This window comes from Amycolatopsis sp. lyj-23, assembly GCF_046549135.1.
GTDB lineage: Bacteria > Actinomycetota > Actinomycetes > Mycobacteriales > Pseudonocardiaceae > Amycolatopsis.
Genome location: NZ_JAJPWN010000004.1, coordinates 421,976 through 440,680 on the forward strand (window position 1 = coordinate 421,976; position 18,705 = coordinate 440,680).

Annotated in this window: 11 protein-coding genes; 7 read left to right on the forward strand and 4 right to left on the reverse strand. The window is 74.0% G+C overall.

Annotated features, from left to right (window positions below; all coding sequences use genetic code 11):
- Nucleotides 1-125 precede the first annotated feature (125 nt).
- Both ACLJPY_RS11450 and ACLJPY_RS11455 read left to right on the forward strand, forming a co-directional pair.
- Nucleotides 126-308, forward strand: coding sequence for a hypothetical protein (locus tag ACLJPY_RS11450; protein WP_410587988.1), 183 nt, complete (start codon nucleotides 126-128; stop codon nucleotides 306-308).
- A 92-nt stretch (nucleotides 309-400) separates the two neighbouring features.
- Nucleotides 401-3,010, forward strand: coding sequence for a CHAT domain-containing protein (locus ACLJPY_RS11455; RefSeq protein ID WP_410587989.1), 2,610 nt, complete (start codon nucleotides 401-403; stop codon nucleotides 3,008-3,010).
- Between the two features lie 10 nt (nucleotides 3,011-3,020).
- Here ACLJPY_RS11455 and ACLJPY_RS11460 read toward each other — a convergent pair whose 3' ends face one another.
- Together ACLJPY_RS11460 and ACLJPY_RS11465 are read right to left on the reverse strand one after the other, a co-directional pair.
- Nucleotides 3,021-3,986, reverse strand: a complete 966-nt coding sequence (locus ACLJPY_RS11460; RefSeq protein ID WP_410587990.1) for an aldo/keto reductase — start codon at nucleotides 3,984-3,986, stop codon at nucleotides 3,021-3,023.
- A 2-nt stretch (nucleotides 3,987-3,988) separates the two neighbouring features.
- Entirely contained in the window at nucleotides 3,989-4,774 is a 786-nt protein-coding gene (locus ACLJPY_RS11465) for an SDR family oxidoreductase (RefSeq protein WP_410587991.1), read from the reverse strand.
- Nucleotides 4,775-4,978: 204 nt separating this feature from the next.
- Between ACLJPY_RS11465 and ACLJPY_RS11470 the strand changes: the two genes are divergently transcribed.
- Genes ACLJPY_RS11470 through ACLJPY_RS11490 form a run of 5 tightly spaced genes read left to right on the forward strand, consistent with a single transcriptional unit; the run spans nucleotide 4,979 to nucleotide 16,947 of the window.
- On the forward strand, nucleotides 4,979-10,975 hold the full coding sequence (locus ACLJPY_RS11470) for an SDR family NAD(P)-dependent oxidoreductase (protein WP_410587992.1): 5,997 nt from the start codon (nucleotides 4,979-4,981) through the stop codon (nucleotides 10,973-10,975).
- On the forward strand, nucleotides 10,969-14,793 hold the full coding sequence (locus ACLJPY_RS11475; protein WP_410587993.1) for a beta-ketoacyl synthase N-terminal-like domain-containing protein: 3,825 nt from the start codon (nucleotides 10,969-10,971) through the stop codon (nucleotides 14,791-14,793). Before ACLJPY_RS11470 ends, ACLJPY_RS11475 begins: the two co-directional genes overlap by 7 nt.
- Nucleotides 14,790-15,080 carry a phosphopantetheine-binding protein gene (locus ACLJPY_RS11480; RefSeq protein ID WP_003096809.1) on the forward strand — a complete coding sequence of 97 codons (291 nt, stop codon included), beginning with the start codon at nucleotides 14,790-14,792 and terminating at the stop codon, nucleotides 15,078-15,080. The genes ACLJPY_RS11475 and ACLJPY_RS11480 overlap by 4 nt, the downstream gene beginning before the upstream one ends.
- Nucleotides 15,068-15,844, forward strand: a complete 777-nt coding sequence (locus ACLJPY_RS11485) for an alpha/beta fold hydrolase (RefSeq protein WP_410587994.1) — start codon at nucleotides 15,068-15,070, stop codon at nucleotides 15,842-15,844. The genes ACLJPY_RS11480 and ACLJPY_RS11485 overlap by 13 nt, the downstream gene beginning before the upstream one ends.
- The gene (locus ACLJPY_RS11490; protein WP_410587995.1) at nucleotides 15,820-16,947 is read left to right on the forward strand and encodes a glycosyltransferase; all 1,128 of its coding nucleotides are present in this window, start codon (nucleotides 15,820-15,822) and stop codon (nucleotides 16,945-16,947) included. Before ACLJPY_RS11485 ends, ACLJPY_RS11490 begins: the two co-directional genes overlap by 25 nt.
- On the opposite strand, the gene ACLJPY_RS11495 is transcribed toward ACLJPY_RS11490, so the two are convergent.
- Nucleotides 16,944-17,777 (reverse strand): ABC transporter permease, encoded by an 834-nt coding sequence (locus ACLJPY_RS11495; RefSeq protein WP_410587996.1) that lies wholly within the window; start codon nucleotides 17,775-17,777, stop codon nucleotides 16,944-16,946. The two genes, ACLJPY_RS11490 and ACLJPY_RS11495, sit on opposite strands and share 4 nt — an antisense overlap.
- On the reverse strand, nucleotides 17,774-18,703 hold the full coding sequence (locus tag ACLJPY_RS11500; RefSeq protein WP_410587997.1) for an ATP-binding cassette domain-containing protein: 930 nt from the start codon (nucleotides 18,701-18,703) through the stop codon (nucleotides 17,774-17,776). Before ACLJPY_RS11500 ends, ACLJPY_RS11495 begins: the two co-directional genes overlap by 4 nt.
- Nucleotides 18,704-18,705: the final 2 nt, after the last annotated feature.

Here is an 18,705-nt window from a genome sequence, read left to right on the forward strand (position 1 = left end):
ACTCTCCCGATCATTGCTCCGATGTGAAACTATTGGTCCGTTCGCGGGGAGAGGGCCTCGCGACAAGGGGACTCACCGTCACGGCAGCGTCCCCATGAAGATCCCCAGGGGAGAGGAGATCGACCATGTCGACGCCCACGGATGTCAAGCCCGAGGAAGTTCCCGAGCCGATCGAGCAGGCCGGCCCGGTGGTCCCGCACCCGGAGCCGGACGAGTTCGGCTGGGTGCACATCGACCACGTCTTCTCGAAGGACGACCCGGTCGTGACGCCGAACTGCGCACCGCCGTGCTACCAGAAGGTGAACTGAGCTTCACCAAGCTGTGACCGCCCGCCTGCCGATCTTTGACCGGTAGGCGGGCTCCGTTCTGCTTTCGCCTGTGCTGTCATAGGAGAGTGCCTGTGACAAAGCTGGACCCGTCCGAGACCATCGACAGGGTCCGCAAACTCCAGCAGACCGCTTCGGACGTCTCGTGTCTCGGGCGTTTCCACGAGGGTGTCCGGCTCCTCCGCAAGGGGATGAGCCTGCTGGAAGCGATGTACCCGGTCGAACCCGAGCACCACACCGACTGGATCGTCACGCGGATCCGTCTCTCCAGCACGCTCGTGGCACTCACGTCCGAGATCTCCGGGGACTTCAAGGCCGGCCTGGCCGGGCTGAACGACGTCCGCCTGCTCATCAACGGGGTGGTCGACCCCGTCGTGCGCGCCGAGCTGAGTGCGGCGCTGGAGCACAACTACGGGGCCCGGCTGATGAGCGTCGGCCGGAACGAGGAGAGCCTCGCGTACTTCGCGGCGTCGATGGAGCACCGGCGCTACTGGCTCGACCACACGCCCGAACCCGAGCCCCGGATGGTCGGCCTGGTGCAGACCCTGGCCGCCACCGGGTGGGTGCACACGAAGCTCGGCAACGTCGCCCAGGCACGCGAAGACCTGAACCGCGCGATCGAGCTCGCGGAGAAGTTCGAGCTGCGGGCGGACGCGGCGGACGGGCGCCGGTTCCTCGGCACCCTGGCCCTGCGGACCGGTGACGTGCCGGAGGCCCTGCGCCTGTACGAGGTCAGCGAACGCTCGTACCGGGCACTGGACCTCGACGTGCCGTCGCAACTGCGGTTGGAACAGGCCGAGGCGCTGCTCGCCGCCGGACTGGCCGGGGAGGCGGGCGAGCACCTCGACGACCTGATGACGTCGATGCAGTCGCAGCCGAGCGTCACGCGCGAGCTGGCCTACATCGAGCTGCACCGCGCGGAGGCCGCGCTGATGGCGGACGACCTCGGGCTCGCCCGGCAGATGGCGGGCTCGGCCCGGCGCCGGATGCTCAAGGTGGGCTGCCAGACCTGCGTCGGGAACGCGAAGATCATCGGCCTGCAGGCGGACGTCCGGGAAGCGCTGCGGTCCGGGGAGATCCCGGCGGCGTTGCCCCATCGGGCGATCCGGACCGCGGAGACGCTGCCCGTTCCCCGTCTCGCCGAGCAGGCCGCCACCGCGCGGATGCTCGCCGTGCGGCTGGACATCCGGCGGGGCAACCTCAAGCGGGCCGTCGAGACCCTCCGCAAGGTCCCCCGGCCCGGGCAGCTCACCCCCATCGACTACCGGATGCTGCGGCGGCTCTGCCGGGCCGAGCTCGCCGTCGCCCAAGGGGACCGGGCCAAGGCGCTCACCGAGATCCGGTCCGGGCTCACCGAACTCGATGCCGTGCGGGATCGGATGGGTGGGCTGGATCTCGTCTCCGGGACCGCGCTGCACGGGCAGGAGCTCGCCGATCTCGCCGTCAAGCTGGTGCTCGAACGCAATGATGCGCGGCGCCTGTTCGTCTGGCTCGAACGGACCCGGGCGCAGACCTACCGCTACGAACCCCTCTCCGCCGGGACCGATCCGGAGCTCGCCGCGCGCGTGGCCGAAGTGCGCGGGCTCGGGCAGGCCATCCAGGAGGCCCAGCACGACGGGCACCCCATCGCCGGGCTGCGGGCGAAGTACAACGAACGGCTGCGGGAAGCGCAGCGGCTCGGCTGGCACACCGGGCGGTGGGGCCGGCCGCGGCCCGTGGCCGGGCTCGCCGAAGTCGCGGCCCGGCTCGGTGAGCGGGCCATGGTCAGCTTCGCCGCTTCCGGGGACGAGCTCGTCGCCGTCGTCGTGGCCGGCGGTGAGTGCCGGCTCGTCCGGCTCGGGTCCGCCGAGGCCGCCGCCGAGTCCGCGCGCGTGCTCAACGTCGACCTCGATGCCCTCGCGCCGGACAACCTGCCCGAGCGGCTCGCCGAGGTCGTCATGGCGTCGGCGCACAAGCAGGCCGACAAGCTCGACACGCAGCTCATCCAGCCCCTCGCCGACGTCATCGGCGACCGGGAGCTGGTCATCGTCCCGACCGGGCCGCTCTACGCCGTGCCGTGGGGGGTGCTGCCGGGGCTGCGGGGCCGCCCGGCCGTCGTCGCGCCGTCGGCGACCGCCTGGCTCGCCGCCGAGCTGACGAAGTCGTCGCGCGCCCGCAAGATCGTGCTCGTCCGCGGGCCCGGGCTGGCCGGTGCGCGCGGTGAGCTCGAAAAGCTGACCACGCACTACCGCACCGCGACGACGATGACCGGCGCCAAGGCCACCGTGAAGTCCGTGCTGCGGGCGATGGACGGCGCCAAGCTCGCGCACTTCGCCGCGCACGGCGCGCACGAGCCGGAGAACGCGCTGTTCTCGCGGCTCGAACTCGCCGACGGCGCTTTGTTCGGCCACGAGATGGCCGGGCTGCGGCAGCCGCCGCGGCAGGTCGTGTTCGCCGCCTGCGAGCTGGCGATGAACCGGATCCGGCCCGGCGACGAGGCCCTCGGGTTCGCCAGCGCGCTGCTGGCCAGCGGCTCCCGGACGGTGATCGCGCCGCTTTCGCGCGTCGGCGACCTGGCCTCGGCCGCCGCGATGGACGACTACTACCGCGCGCTGGCCGTCCGGGAGAGCCCGGCGCTCGCGCTGGCCGACGCGATCGCCGTCGACCCCTTCCGGCGCCCCTTCGTCTGCCTCGGCGCGGGCTGACGGCCGCGGGCTAAGACACCGTCGCCGGCGGCGACCACACCAGCCGCGGGTCGGTTAGGACGAAGCTGCCGAGCAGCTGGTCGATCCGGGTCAGCACGTCGAGGTCGAGCCGGACGCCGGCGGCCTTGGCGTTCTCGGTGACCTGCTCCGGCGTGCTCGCGCCGGTCACCGCCGCGGCGACGCCCTCGTGCTGCAGCGTCCAGGCCAGCGCGAGCTGGGCCATCGTCAGGCCGGCGTCGTCGGCGACCCCTCGCAGCAGCGCCACCCGCTCCAGCAGCTCCGGCGCGAGCAACGGCCGCGCGTGCGGCTGCGCGGCCGCCCGCGATCCCGCCGGGATCCGGCCGTCCCGGTACTTGCCGGTCAGCACGCCCTGGGCGAGCGGCACGGACGCGAACTGCCCGACGCCGATCCGCGCGGCCACCGGCATCACCTGCGCTTCGGGCACCCGCCACAGCATCGAGTAGTGCGGCTGGTTCGCGATCAGCGGCACGTCGTACCGGGCGGCGGCCTCGTGGGCCTGCAGCAGCTGCTCGGCCGTCCACTCCGACGTGCCGACGTACCGGATCTTCCCCTGCCGCACCAGGTCCGAGAGCGCGAGGAACGTCTCCGTGACCGGTGTCCGGTAGTCGAAGCGGAGCAGCTGGTGGACGTCGACGTAGTCGGTGCGCAGCCGCCTCAGCGACCCTTCCAGCGACGCGATCACGTGTTTGCGGCTCAAGCCGGCGTCGTTGGGGCCGGGGCCTTCGGGCCAGAACACGCCGGTGCACAGCACCAGGTCTTCGCGGCGCACGCCGGCGAACGCCGCCCCGAGCGCCTCCTCCGCGGCGCCGCCGTCCCACGCCGCCGCGGTGTGGAACGTCGTGACGCCGGCGTCCAGCGCCGCGGCGACGCAGCCGGGTGCCCGGTGCGTCAGCCAGTTGCCGTACGCGATCTCGCTGACGGCGAGCCCGCTCGCGCCCACCCTGCGGTGTTCCACCTTCAGCCTCCCACGGCCATCTCGTCGATCCACGCGTCGACCGCGCCCGCCTTGCGGGCGAAGGACTCCCGCACCGATTCGTGCGGCAGGATCAGGAATTCCTCCTTGCCGAGCCCGCGGACGACCGCTTCGGCGACGTCTTCGGGGTCGATGAGCGGGGCCGCCGCGGCGATGGCCAGCGCGGCCGGGTGGCCGGCCGCGATGCCGGGTTCCAGCAGCGCCGTCCGGACGCCGAGCGGGCACAGCGCGCTGACCCGCACCCCGCGCGGCCGGTAGGTGATCGCCAGCCACTCGGCGAGGCCGACGGCGGCGTGCTTGGTGACCGAGTACGGCGCGTCGCCGGGGATGCCGAGCAGGCCGGCGCCCGACGCGGTGATCAGCAGGTAGCCCTCGCCGCGGGCCAGCATCGACGGCAGCACGACCTGCGCGGCGTGGACGTGCTGCATGACGTTGATCTCCCACGACCGCTGCCACTGCTCGTCGGCCGCGTGCACGCCGGTGCCGAACGCGGCCCCGGCGTTGGCGCAGAACACGTCGATGCGGCCGTACTCGGCGCGGGCCGTCGCCACCAGCGCCTTGAGGTCCTTTTTGGACGTCGCGTCGGCGGTCGTCGCGACGGCCCGGCCGCCCGCGGCCGCGATCTCCGCCGCCACCCGGGCGGCGCCGTCGGCGTCCACGTCGGACACGACCACCCCGGCCGCGCCTTCCGCGGCGAAGCGGCGGGCCATGGCGGCCCCGATCCCGTGTGCCGCGCCGGTCAGCGCGACCACGCGTCCAGTCAGTTCCACGCGGGCTCCAGTCATTTCGGCTTCGAATTGTCACGTGCGTGCGGGAAATCTGTTTTCAGCTTGCGACGCCGGTGATAAAAGCGCTGGTCAGGGCCTTATCTTGACGCGTTCCACAGTTTTGCACGTTAGCACGACTATTGCGTTTCCCGTGCCTCGTGCGTTATTCCTGAAGATCGCCACTCCCCGCGCACAGGAGGTCCGCCGATGGCCGAGCTCGTCCCGCCGTCGCACGCTCGCCGGCTGCGGTGCCTGGGGATCGGCGACCCCGACGCGGTCGCCGCGGTCGCGCGCCGCGGCGGCCTCGGCGTGCTCGACGGCGCCGATCCGGCGGCCCTGCGGCTGGTCGCGGCCCGGGTCCGGGTGCCGTACGCCGTGCGGACGGACGGCCCGCGGCCGGAAGGCGCGGCCTTCGCCGTCCGCACGAAAGCACCGTGGACCGGGTCGCTGGCGGAGGTCGCGGACGTCGCCACGGCTGCCGAGGCGGTCCGCGGCGGCGCGGCCGGGCTCGTCGCCCGCGGCGGCGAACTGAGCGATTTCGTCTTGCTGCAACAGCTTCTGAACAACTTCGACGTCCCGGTCTGGGGCAGCGTGGCCGGGCCGCGGACGGCGGTGGGTGCGCTCGCCGGGGGTGCGGCGGGGGTCGTCGCCGAGTCCACTGTGGACGTGGGTGCGATCGTCGGCGCGGAGGTGCCGGTGCCCGGGTTCGGCACGCGGCTGGGCCGGACGCTGGGTTGTGCGCTGCCGGTTGTCCAGGGCCCGATGACGCGGGTGAGCGACCAGCCGGGTTTCGCGGCCGCGGTCGCCGACGCCGGCGGGTTCCCCTTCATCGCCGTGGCCACGTCGAACGGCACGCGCACCGCCGAGCTGCTCGCCCGGACCGCCGAGCGCCTCGGCAACCGGCCGTGGGGCGCGGGCATCCTCGGCTTCGTGCCCGACGACCTGCGCGCCGCCCAGCTCGCGGCGATCCGGGCGGCACGGCCGCGGTGCGTGCTGGTCGCGGGTGGGAAACCGGGTCAGGCCAAGGCGCTCGAAGCCGAGGGCATCGCGACGTTCCTGCACGTGCCCTCGCCGATCCTGCTCCGCCAGTACCTCGACGCCGGCGTCCGCCGGTTCGTCTTCGAGGGCGCCGAGTGCGGCGGGCACGTCGGTCCGCGGCCGAGTTTCGAGCTGTGGGAGGAACAACTGGCCGTTCTCGGCGCCGCGAAGGACGTCGAGGTGCTCTTCGCGGGCGGGATCCACGACGCCCGCTCGGCCGCGATGGTCGCCGCGATGGCGGCGCCGCTCGACGCGGCCGGCGTCCTGATGGGCACGGCTTACCTCTTCACCGAGGAGGCCGTCGAACACGGCGCGATCACCGGGCTGTTCCAGGAGCGCGCGCTCGCCGCGGACGCGACCGTGACGCTGGAAACCGCGCCCGGGCACCGCACGCGGTGCTTGCCCAGCCCGTACACGGCGGAGTTCGCGCAGGTCAAGGCCGGTCTGGCCGAGACACCCGAGGCGTGGCAACGGCTGGAGGAGCTGAACACCGGACGGCTGCGCGTCGCCAGCAAGGGCGTGCGCCGCGACGGCGAGCCCCTGGACGCCGCCACGCAGCTGGCCGAGGGGATGTTCATGGCGGGCGAGGTAGCCGTCCTGCGTGATCGCCGGACGACGATCGCCGAGCTGCACCGCGAGGTCGCTTCCGGCAAGACGTTCGCCCGCCCGGAGGAACCGGTGCCGGACTCGGGCGACCTCGCGATCATCGGCATGGCCTGCACGTTCCCCGGCGCGCGCGACCTGCCTGCCTTCTGGTCGAACGTCCTGCGCGGGGCCGACGCCGTCACCGAAGTGCCCCGCGAGCGCTGGGACCCGGACGTCTACTTCGGACAGTCGACGTCGAAGTGGGGCGGCTTCCTGCCCGCGCTGGACGTCGACCCCCTCGCCTTCGGCATCCCGCCGTCGGCGATGGGCAGCATCGACCCGGCGCAGCTGGTGTCCCTGGAAACGGCGCGCCGCGCGCTGGCCGACGCCGGCTACGCGAACCGGGACTTCGACCGCGAGCGCACGAGCGTCGTGTTCGGGGCGGAGGCGGGCGGCGACCTGGCGAACGCGGGCACGCTGCGGTCACTGCTCGACGGCTACCTCGACGAAGTGCCGCCCGAACTGCTCGCGCAGCTGCCGGAACCGACCGAGGACACCTTCCCGGGCACCCTGGCCAACGTCATCTCCGGCCGGATCGCCAACCGGCTCGACCTCGGCGGCGCGAACTACACGGTGGACGCCGCCTGCGGGTCGTCGCTGGCCGCGCTCGACCTCGCGGCGAAGGAACTGCGCGCGGGCACGAGCTCGCTGGTTCTCTGCGGCGCGGTCGACCTGCACAACGGCATCCACGACTACCTGATGTTCACCTCGGCGGGGGCGTTGTCCCCGACGGGCCGCTGCCGCCCGTTCGACGCGGCGGCCGACGGCATCGCGCTGGGCGAGGGCGTGGCGTGCCTGGTCCTCAAGCGACTGTCCGATGCGGAACGCGACGGCGACCGGATCTACGCACTGGTCAAGGGCGTCGGCGCGGCGAGCGACGGCAAGGCGCTCGGCCTGACGGCGCCCCGGCCGGACGGCCAGCGCCGAGCGCTGGAGCGGGCGTACCGGGACGCGGGAGTGTCCCCGTCGGCCGTCGGGCTGGTCGAGGCCCACGGCACGGGAACGGTGGTCGGCGACGCGACGGAACTGCGGACGCTGACGGACTTCTTCGCGGCGGCGGGTGCCGGGGTGGGGTCGTGCGTGCTGGGCTCGGTGAAGAGCCAGATCGGCCACACGAAGTGCGCGGCGGGGTTGGCGGGGCTGATCAAGGCCGTGCTGGCGCTGTGGCACGAGGTGGTCCCGCCGACGCTGCACCTGACCAGCCCGAACGAGGCTTGGGACGCGACGGCCAGCCCGTTCACGTTCACGACGAGCGCCCGCCCGTGGGCGAACCCGGCCCGGCTGGCGGGGGTGAGCGCGTTCGGCTTCGGCGGGACGAACTTCCACGCGGTCCTGGCCGCGGCCCCGGTGGCCCCGGACCGGCGGCACGGCCTGCGCGACTGGGCACCGGAGGCGGAGAAAGCGCTGGCCGAGCTCGAGCACGTGGTGGCGGAGAAGCGGGCCGCGGGGCAGGCGGGCGCACCGAGTAGGTCCGGCGCGGGTGGGTTTGCCGCCGGTGCGGCGGGGGTTGGCTTGGCTGGCGTTGCTGATCCCGGCAACCCCGGCGCGGGTGGGCTCGAGCAGCCGATGTCCGTGGCGATCAGCGCTGCTGTTCCGGGCGACGCGGGTGCGGGTCGGTTTGCCGTGGGCGCGGCGGGCGTCGGCCTGACCGGCGTTGCTGATCCCGGCAACCCCGACGCAGCTCGGCTGGAGCAGCCGGAGTCCGCGGCGACCAGCGCCGACCCCGGGAAGATCGCCTTTCTCTTCCCCGGCCAAGGCAGCCAGCGCACCGGGATGCTCGCCGAGCTCTTCGTCCACTTCCCCGAACTCGCCGAGCTCCTCCGCCTCGCGCCCGACATCGCCGCCAAGGCCTTCCCGCCGCACGCCTTCCCCCCCGAAGCCGCCGATGCCCAAGAAGCCGCCCTCACCGACACTCGCGTCGCCCAGCCGGCGCTCGGGCTCGTCGAGACCGCCGTGGCCCGGCTCCTCGCCCAACTCAACGTCCACCCCGACTTCCTCGCCGGGCACAGCTACGGCGAGCTCGTCGCCCTCTCGGTCGCCGGCGCCTTCGACACCGAGACCCTCCTCCACCTCAGCCGGGCCCGTGCGCAGGCCATCGCCGAGGTCGCCCGGCCCGGGACGATGGCCGCCGTCAAAGCGGAACGTGACGCCCTCACCGCCACCCTGATCGGCCCGGACGTCGTCGTCGCCAACCACAACGCTCCTGAACAGGTCGTCCTCTCCGGGCCCGTCGCCGCCGTCGAACGCGCCGTCCGGCGGCTGCGGGAGACCGGCATCAGCGCGCAGCGGATCCCCGTCGCCTGTGCCTTCCACAGCCCGCTCGTCGCCGGTGCGGGGGAGGTTTTCGCCCGGGAACTCGGCAAAGCGACCGTGAAGACGCCGCAGAAACCCGTGTGGGCGAACCGGACCGCGAAGCCGTACCAAGAGGACGTCCGTGATGAGCTGGCCGCGCAAATCGGTGCCCCCGTGCGGTTCCTCGACCAGATCGAAGCCATGTACGCGGCCGGGGCTCGCATCTTCGTCGAGGCCGGGCCTGGGCGCGTCCTTTCGCGGCTGGTCAAGGACATCCTCGGCGACCGGCCGCACACCGTCGTCGCCTGCGGGCCCGACCTGACCACCTTCCTCACCGCGCTGCGGACGCTCGCCGAAGCCGGCGTCGACGTCCGTACCGAACGGCTGACCCGGCCGTCGCCACCCGAACCGTCCGCCACCGCCTGGGCCGTCGACGGGCGGTCCGTCCGCGCGCCCGGCTCGGACACCCCCGCCCTGCCGACGGCCCGACGAATCCGGAGTACCGCCATGACCCAGCCCCCGCCCGGCCGTGACCAGGCGATCGTCGACTTCCTGCGCACCACCCGCGAGCTCGTCGCCGCCCAGCGCGAGGTCATGCTCGGCTACCTCGGCAGCGCGCCCGCCCCCATCACCATCGAGAAATCCGTCATCGAAGAACCGGTGGCCGAAACCCAGCCGGAACCCGAACCCGAAGCAGCAGACGTCATGAGCACCGTGATCGGCGTGATCAGCGAACGCACCGGCTACCCGGCCGACATGATCGCCGTCGACCTCGACCTCGAGGCCGACCTCTCGATCGACTCCATCAAGCGGACGGAGATCGCCGGCACCCTGCTGTCCCGGCTGGGCCTGCCCGCCGACGACCGCACCGACCAGCTCAGCCGCGGCCGCACGGCGAATGCCCTCGCCGCGCACCTCGAAAGCTGGCTGAACCCGACGCTGGCCGCGGCCGCGCCGACGCGGTACCGGCTCGAACGGGTGCCCGTGCCGCTGGACCCCGACCCCGGGCGGCTGCGCGGGAAGACCGTGGCCGCGCCCGACGACGCCGTGCGGGCCGCCTTCGCCTCGGCCGGGGCGGAGATCGTCAGCGGCGACGCGGACATCACCGTGCTGTTCGCCCGTGACCTCACCGAGGTGTTCACCCGGCTCAAAGCACTGCGGGGTGACGTCCTCGTGGCGGCGGAGCCGGCCACCGTGCCCGGGCTGCGGGGCTTGGTTCGGTCCGCCGCGCTGGAACGCGACGGCGTGACGCGGCTGGTCGAGGTCACCCAGGACGTGGCGAAGACGCTGGTGGACGAAGCCCTCAGCGACGGCCCCGCGGTCGTCGGCCACGACAACGCCGGTCGCTTCACGATCGAGCCGCGGCCGGCGGACCTCCCGTCGATCGCCTACTCCGGCGCCGGTCCGGGCGGTGGCGAGCTCGCCGCGCTGGGCCTCGGCCCGGACTCCGTCGTCCTGCTGGCCGGCGGGGCCCGCGGCATCACCGCCCGCGCGGCGGTCGCGTTGGCCGCCTCCGGCTGCCGGCTGGAACTCGCCGGGCGGACCCCGTGGCCGGGCGAGCCGGACGACCTGCCCGAAGACCCCGCGGCGATGCGCGCGGTGCTGGCCGGCCGCGGTGGCTCGGTCGCCGGGATCGAACGCCGCGTCCGGACCGTGCTGGCCCAGCGCGAGATCGGCCGCACCCTCGGCGAAATCCGCGCCGCGGGCGGGAACGCGCGCTACACCTCGCTCGACGTGCGCGACCCCGACGCGGTGCGGCGGCTCGTCGAAACCCTTCCCGCCCGGCTCGACGGCGTCGTCTTCGCGGCCGGGGTGATCGACGACAAGCTCATGGCGGACAAGGACGAAACGTCGTTCCGGACGGTGTACGAGACCAAAGTGGACGGCGCCAGAACGCTGCTCGACGCGCTCGGCGCCGAGCCCGGGTTCGTCGCGTTCTTCGGCAGCATCGCCGCGGTGCTCGGCAACCGCGGGCAGACCGACTACGCCGCCGCGAACGACGCGCTCGAGACGATCGGGGCGAACCGGCCGGGCCGGGCGGTGACCGTCCACTGGGGACCGTGGGCGCCGGCCGGAGACCACGGCGGCATGGTGTCGCCGGAGCTGGCGCGCGAGTACGAACGCCGGGACGTCGCCCTGCTCGACCCGGCCGAGGCCACCGCCGCCCTGCTGCGCGAGCTCGCCTACGGCACCGACCGCGCGGTGCTCTACACGGCGTCGCTGTGGTGACCCCGGTCGCCATCGTCGGCATGGGCGTGTTCCTGCCCGGTGCGTCCACGGTGGACCAGTACTGGCAGAACCTGGTGGACGGCACCGACGCCGTCACCGACGTCCCGCCGCACCGCCGCGACCCGGAGTTCCACGGCCGTGCCGGCACCGCGCCGGACCGCACCCACGGCCGCCGCGGCGGCTTCACCGCGGACACCCTGGACTTCGACCCCCTCGCCCACGGCGTCCCGCCGACCTCCCTCGACGGCACCGAGCCGGACCAGCTGACGGCGCTGGCCGTCGCCGTCGGCGCGGTCGGGGACGCCGGTGGCCTCGGCCGGCTCGGCGACCCCGAGCGGATCGGGGTCGTGCTCGGCCGTGGCGGGTACCTCTCGCCCGGCCTGCAGGGCTTCGACCAGCGGGTCCGGACCGTCCGGCAGATCACCCGCACGGTCGGCGAGCTGATGCCGTCGGCCGGGCCCGCGGTGCTCGAGCGGCTGCGGACGGCTCTGCTGGAACCACTCGGCGAGTTCCGGCCGGAAACCGCCGCCGGGCTGGTGCCGAACCTCGCCGCCGCGCGCGTGGCCAACCGGCTGGACCTCGGCGGCCCGGCCTACACGGTGGACGCGGCCTGCGCGTCTTCGCTGGTCGCCGTCGACCAGGCGATCGGCGAGCTGACCCGCGGCCGCTGCGACGCCGTCCTCGCGGGCGGGGCGCACCAGACGCAGGACGACACGCTGTGGTCGCTGTTCACCCAGCTCGGCGCGCTGTCGCCGAGCCAGCGGATCAGCCCGCTGTCCCGCGCCGCGGACGGCATGCTCATCGGCGAAGGCACGGCGATCGTCGTGCTCAAGCGGCTGGCCGACGCCCGCCGCGACGGCGACCGCGTGTACGCCGTGATCCGCGGCTGCGGCACGTCGAGCGACGGGCGCGGCGCGAGCCTGCTCAGCCCGTCCGTCGCCGGGCAGACCCTCGCCCTGCGGCGGGCCTGGGGCTGGGCGGGACGTGACCCGGCGCAGATCGGCCTGCTGGAAGCGCACGGCACCGCCACCCCGGCCGGGGACGCCGCCGAGCTGACCACCGTCGCCGACGTCTTCGGCCCGGCCGCCGGGCCGCGCGCGGTGATCGGCTCGGTCAAGTCGATGATCGGGCACACGCTGCCGACCGCCGGGGTCGCCGGGCTGGTCAAGGTGGCTCTCGCGCTGCACCACGGCGTGCTGCCGCCGACGCTGCACTGCGCCGACCCGAACCCGCTGCTCGACAAGACCCGGTTCCGGGTGCTGGCCGAGGCCGAGCCGTGGGGCGCGCTGCCGCGGGTGGCCGCGGTCAACGCGTTCGGCTTCGGCGGCATCAACGCCCACGTCGTGCTCGAAGCCGGCGACCCGGGCCCGAAGCGCCGCGTGCGCGTCGACGAGCCGGAACGCGTGCTGCGCCTGGCCGCCCGCACGCCGGCGGAACTGCTCGACCGGCTCGATCGGCCCGGTCCGGGTGACGGCCCGTGCCGGCTCGGGATCGTCGCCCCGGACGAGCGCAAGCGGGCCGCGGCCCGCCGGGTGCTCGCCAAGGTGGCGGCCGAGGGCCGGTCCTGGCACGGCGCCGGTGACGTCTGGTGCAGTGTCGACCCGCTGCTGCCGGGCGGTAAGACGGTGTTCGTCCACCCGGGACTGGAAGCCGGCGCCGAGCCGCGCCTGGACGACGTCGGGAAGCACTTCGGCCTCGACCGTCCACAATGGTCGACGGCGAGCGTGCTCGACCGCGCGGCGAGCGTGTCGGCGACCGGGCTGCTGCTCGGCGAAGTGCTGCGGCGGCTGGCGATCCGGCCGGACGCGCTCGCCGGGCACAGTGTCGGGGAGTGGACCGCGATGCAGGCCGCCGGGATGTACCGGGCCGCACCGGACACCGTGGCGCGGTACTGGCCGGACGGCTTCGAGCTGCCCGACGCGGACTACCTCGTGCTGGGCGCTCCCGCGGCGCGGGTGACCGAGCTGCTGCCCGGCGACCTCGTCGTCTCGCACGAAAACGCGGCCAAGCAGACGATCGTGTGCGGACCGCCGGCCGCCGTCGCGGACTTCGCGGCGACCTGCCGCGGCCGCGGGATCGTGGCCACGACGCTGCCGTTCCGCTCCGGCTTCCACACCCCGCTGATGCGGCCGCACCTCGAGCCCTTCGCCCGGCTCGTCGCGGACCTGGACCTGCGTGCTCCGGTGCTGCCGGTGTGGTCGGCGACGACCGCGCGGCCGTACCCCGCGGCGCCGGACGAGGTGCGCCGGCTCTACCTGGACCACCTGCTGCGCCCGGTCCGGTTCCGGGCGCTGACCGAGGCGCTGCACGACGCCGGCTTCCGGGTGTTCGTGCAGGTCGGCGCCGGTCAGCTCGGCTCGTACGTCACCGACACGCTGGGCGAGCGGCGGCACCTGGTCGTCGCGGCCGCGTCCGGCACCCGGCCGGGGCTCGCGCAGCTGCGGCGCCTCGCCACCGCGGTGTGGACCGAGGGCGGCGACCCGGACTTCGCGGCGCTGGAGCCGCGGCGGATCCGGCTGTCCACCGGGAACCCCCTGCTGTCGCTGGGGGAATCGGCGCGCGGGTTGCTGGACGAACCGAGCCTGCCCAGCGGAGCGCCGGAGGCGATCGTCGCCGAGTTCACCGCGTTGCTCACCGAAACCCGCCGGGCCGCGGCCGACGTCGTCGCGGCCGCCCGGCGGCGCTTTGAGTCCACGGTGGAGGTTTCGCTCGCGGCCATGCCGTACCTGCGGGACCACCGGTTCTTCCGGCAGCGCGCCGGCTGGCCCGAGGAGTCCGACTTCCGGCCCGTGGTGCCCGCGACCACCCTGGTCGACCTCGCCTGCCGGGCCGTCGAACGCGCCTGGCCGGGCACGACGGCGGTCGCGGTGCGGGACGCCGTCTTCTCGCGGTGGCTGATCGCTTCCCCGGCCCAGCGGGTGCCGCTGACGATGAGCCGCGAGGACGACCACGTGACCGTCGAGATCGGACCGTACGCGCTGCTGACCGTCGAGCTGGGGACGCGCACCCCGCCGCCGCCGCGGACCGCGGTACCCGGGCCGGAGACCGCGCCGCCGCTGAGCGCGGCCGAGGTCTACGCGCGGCGCGAGATGTTCCACGGCCCGGCGTACCAGGGGCTGTCCCGGCTGACCGGCCTCGGCGAGCAGCACATCCGCGGCGAACTGGTCGTCCCGCAGGCGCCCGGCGGGCTGCTCGACAACGTCGGGCAGCTGCTCGGGTGCTGGCTGATGGCCACCCGGTCCGACGGCCTGCTCGCGTTCCCGCGCTCGATCGGCCGGCTGACGTGGCACGGCCCCGAACCCGCGCCCGGAACGCGGCTGGAGTGCCTGGTGCGGGTCCGGCTCCCGCGGCCGGACGTCCTCGAGATGGACGCCGAGCTCGTCGGCGACGGTGCCGTGTTGGCGAGCATCGAAGGCTGGCGGGACGTCCGGTTCCCCTGCGACCGCGCCGCCCACCGCGTCTACGCGTTCCCGGCGGAAAACCTCCTCGGCGAACGGCGGGACGACGGCTCGGTCGCCGTCACCGACCGCTGGCCGACGGTCGCCGCGCGGGACATCTACGCCGGGATCTACCTCGGCGCGGACGAACGCGCCGAGTTCGCCGCCGTCCCGCCGCGGCAGCAACGCGGCTGGCTGCTGCGGCGGATCGCCGTCAAGGACGCCGTCCGCGCCCGGCTCGGCGTACCCGTCTACCCGGCGGAGGTCCGCGTCCACGACGACGGCACGGTGTCCGGGCACCACCGGGACCTGCCGCCCTTCGCCGTCTCCGTCGAACTGGCCGGGGACACCGCCATCGCCCACGTCAGGAGCACTGCATGACCATCGACCACGCGTCCGCCACCTTCGACGTCGTCGCCGAGCTGCTCGCCGAGCTCGTCGGCGACGCCGAGGTGCTCGGCATCGAGATCACGCCGGACACGACGTTCCACGAGGACCTGCAGCTGGAGAGCATCGACCTGGTGACCTTCGCGAGCATCCTCGCCGAGCACTTCGGCGCGGACGTCAACCTCGCCGAGTACCTCGCGGAGAAGGACCTCGACGACGTCATCGGGCTGACCGTCGGCGACATCGCCCGGTTCGTGGGGGAGCGCACGTGCCCACGATGACCGTCAACGGGCTGCGCACGAACGTGCAGCTCGTGCCCGCCGGCGGCACCGAGACCGTGGTGTTCCTGCACGGCATGGGCACCGACAGCCTGGCGAGCTTCTACCTCACCCTCGCCCCGCCGGTCGCGGCCGCCGGCATCGACGTGATCAGCTACGACCTGCGCGGCCACGGCAAGACCGAGCGGCCGGAGCGCGGGTACACCCTGGGTGACTTCGTCGCCGACCTGGACGACCTGCTGCGGCAGCTCGGCGTCGACCGGCCGGTGCACCTGGTGGGCAACAGCTTCGGCGGCACGCTGGCCTACAGCTACGCCGTGGCCAACCCCTCGCGGGTCCGCAGCATCGTGTGCATCGAATCCGAGCCGGCGACCGCGGTGTGGGCGGAGAAGATGAGCGCGATCCTCGCGCACACCGTCCGGTTCCTGCAGGTGGAGGAAAGCTTCGACTGGATCGAAGCGAACTTCAGCGCCCACCACCGGCGGCTCGCGCGGCTGGCGGCCGAGCGGATCACGTCGACGAAGATGGCCGAGGAGGTGCCGCTCGGGCCGTTGCTGACCTGGGAGCAGGTGGCGGCGATCGGCTGCCCGGTGCTGTCCATCCTGGGCAGTCACGGCTACCAGGCCGACGACCTCGAAGCGCTCACGTCCGTGCTGCCGAACGGCGAGCTGCACGTGTTCGAGGGCCAGGGGCACTCGGTGCTGGTGGAGCAGCACCGGGAGGTCCGCGAGCTGGTGCTGAAGTGGATCGAACGGCACGCGGCGTGAGGTTCCTGCTCGTCGTGCCGCCGCTGGCCGGCCACGTGACGCCGGTGCGCGCGGTGGCCTCGGTGCTCTCTTCGCGGGGGCACTCGGTGGCCTGGTGCGGGCCCGAGCCCGCGCTGTCCGCTTTGGTCTGCGGGCCGGTGTTCCCGGCCGGGGATTCGGGGCCGTTCGACCTGGCCCTGCGGCCGCCGGAGCTGCGGGGGTTCGCCGCGCTGAAGTACCTGTGGGAGTCGTACCTGGTGCCGCTGGCCGACGCGATGGTGCCCGGGGTCGCGGCCGCGGTGGCGGCGTTCGCGCCGGACGTCGTCGTGGTGGACCAGCAGGCGATGGCGGGAGCGCTGGTGGCGGCCCGGTGCGGCGTGCCGTGGGCGACCTCGGCGTCGACGTCGACCGAGCTGGCGGACCCGCTGGGGTCGCTGCCGAAGGTCGCGTCCTGGGTTTCCGGGCTCCAGGCCGGGTTGCGGGCCCGCCACGGCGTCCTGCTCGGTGACCTGCGGTTTTCGCCGCACCTGGTGCTGGCCTTCACGACCCGGGCGCTGGCCGGGGAGTGCCGCGTGGCTGTTCCGGTGTCGTACGTCGGCCCGGCGCTTCCCGCGGTTCCGGGCGAATGGTCTCTTGTGGACGATCGCCCGCTGGTCGTGGTGACGCTGGGAACGTCGAACGCGGCGGCCGGCACCCGGTTCCTGGCCGAGTGCGTGGACGCGCTCGCCGGGATGCCGTCGGTGCGGGGGCTCGTGGTGGACCCGTCGGGCGAGCTGGTGAGCGAGAGCGTGCAGCTGGCGCGCTGGATCCCGCAACCGGCGGTGTTTTCGCGGGCGTCGGTGGTGGTCTGCCACGGCGGCCACAACACGGTGTGCGAAGCGCTGTCGTCGGGAGTCCCGCTGGTGGTGGCCCCGATCCGCGACGACCAGTCGATGCTGGCCCAGCAGGTGGTGACGGCCTCGGCGGGCGTCCGGCTGCGCTTCGACCGGGCCAAGGCGGGTGACATCCGCGAGGCGATCGAGTCGGCTGGGGAGTGCCGCCCGGGTGCGGAGAGGATCTGCGACTCGTTCGCGGCCGCCGGTGGCGCGGAAGAGGCAGCGACCCGCCTGGAGTTGCTGGGTTAGCTGCGGGCGCGGAAGGTGCGGGCGGCCAGGAACGAGCCCGCCACCGCGGCCACCGCCGCGATCGCCAGCGCCGCCGCCAGTGACCAGCCGAGCGGGCGGGCCAGGGCCAGTGCGCGGGTCGCGTCGATCGCGTACGTCAGCGGGTTCACCGTCGAGACCGCGCGGACCCACGCCGGCATCGTGTCCAGGGGCATGTACGCGCTCGAGGAGAACATCAGCGGGAACATCACCACGAACGACGCCGCCTGGAGCGTTTCCGCCTTGCGCAGCCACGTCGTGATCGCCACGAACACCCAGCTCAGGCACCAGCCGACCACCAGCGTCAGCACCAGCGCCAAGCCGAGGCCGACCACCCCGCCCGCCGGGCGGAAGCCCAGGAAGACCACGCTCGCCAGGGCCGTCACCACCAGTTGCACGCCCAGCCGCGCCGAGTCCGCCAGCGTCCGGGCCACGAGGACCGAGGACAGCGAGATCGGCAGGCACCGCAGCCGTCCGGTGAAGCCGCCGTAGATCTCCGCCAGCAGGCCCGCGCCCGAGCTCATCGCCGTCGTCATGGCGATGTTGACCAGCGTGGCCGGCACCAGGAAGTTCACGTACCCCTGGTACGCCGCCACCCCGGGCAGCGCCCCGACGCCGCTGAAGACCTGGCTGAACAACAACAGCAGCACCACCGGCTGCAGCAGGCCGAAGAAGACCAGCCGCCGGTCGCCGAACGCCGTGCGCAGCGAGCGGGCCGTCAGGACCCGGACCTGCGTCCAGAAGCCGGATTCCGGCCAGGCGGCGGGGTCGCCGAGCGCGGCGACGGCGGCTTGGTGACGGGACTGCGTCACGACGTCGCCCGGTGCAGCGAAAGGTAGACGTCGTCGAGCGTCGGCTCGGTCACCGTCAGGTCCCGCAGCGGCGCGCCCGCCGCGTCGAGCGCGCGGACCAGCACCGGGATGTCACCCGGGCCGGACAGGGGCGCAGTGAGCACGAGCCCGGCGCGGCCGGCCGCGAGACCGAGGCGCGACAACGCGTCCACCGCGCGCCGCAACGCCAGCTCGGTGCCGAACGTCAGCGTCGCGGTCCGGGTGCCGAGCCGGGCCTTCAGCTGCGCCGGCGTCCCCGACACCGTGATGTGCCCGAAGCCGAGGACGACGACGTGGTCGGCCAGCCGGTCCGCCTCCTCGAGGTACTGGGTGGTGAGCACCACGGTGGTGCCGCGCGCGGCGAGCCCCTCGACGGTCGTCCACAGCCCGGCCCGGCTCACCGGGTCCAGTCCGGTGGTCGGCTCGTCGAGGAAGAGCACCTGCGGCGCGCCGACCAGGCCGGCGGCGAGGTCCAGCCGGCGCCGCATCCCGCCCGAGTACGTGCCGGCCGGGCGGTCGGCCGCGTCTTCGAGGCCGAAGGCGGCGATCAGCTCGGCGGCCCGGGCCAGCGCCTGCCGCGGCCGGGCACCCAGCAGCCGGGCGATCAGCACCAGGTTCCCGCGCCCGGACAGCGCGTCGTCGACCGCGGCGAACTGCCCGGTGACGCCGATCCGCCGCCGGACCGCGCGGCCGCGCTGGACGACGTCGTACCCGCAGACCCGTGCGCTGCCCGCGCTCGGCCGGACGCGCGTGCTGAGGATGTCGATCAGCGTGGTCTTCCCGGCGCCGTTGTGGCCGAGGACCGCCAGCACCGCGCCGCGGGCGACGGTGAGGCTGATCCCGGCGAGTGCGGTGACCGCGCCGTACTGTTTCGCGAGGTCCGTCACGGCGATGACCGGCTGGGACATGG

Bases quoted from the DNA above. Each gene is read 5' to 3' on its own strand.
- ACLJPY_RS11470 (WP_410587992.1), top strand. From the start codon at position 4,979: ATGGCCGAGCTCGTCCCGCCGTCGCACGCTCGCCGGCTGCGGTGCCTG.
- ACLJPY_RS11500 (WP_410587997.1), bottom strand. From the start codon at position 18,703: ATGTCCCAGCCGGTCATCGCCGTGACGGACCTCGCGAAACAGTACGGC.
- ACLJPY_RS11480 (WP_003096809.1), top strand. From the start codon at position 14,790: ATGACCATCGACCACGCGTCCGCCACCTTCGACGTCGTCGCCGAGCTG.
- ACLJPY_RS11450 (WP_410587988.1), top strand. From the start codon at position 126: ATGTCGACGCCCACGGATGTCAAGCCCGAGGAAGTTCCCGAGCCGATC.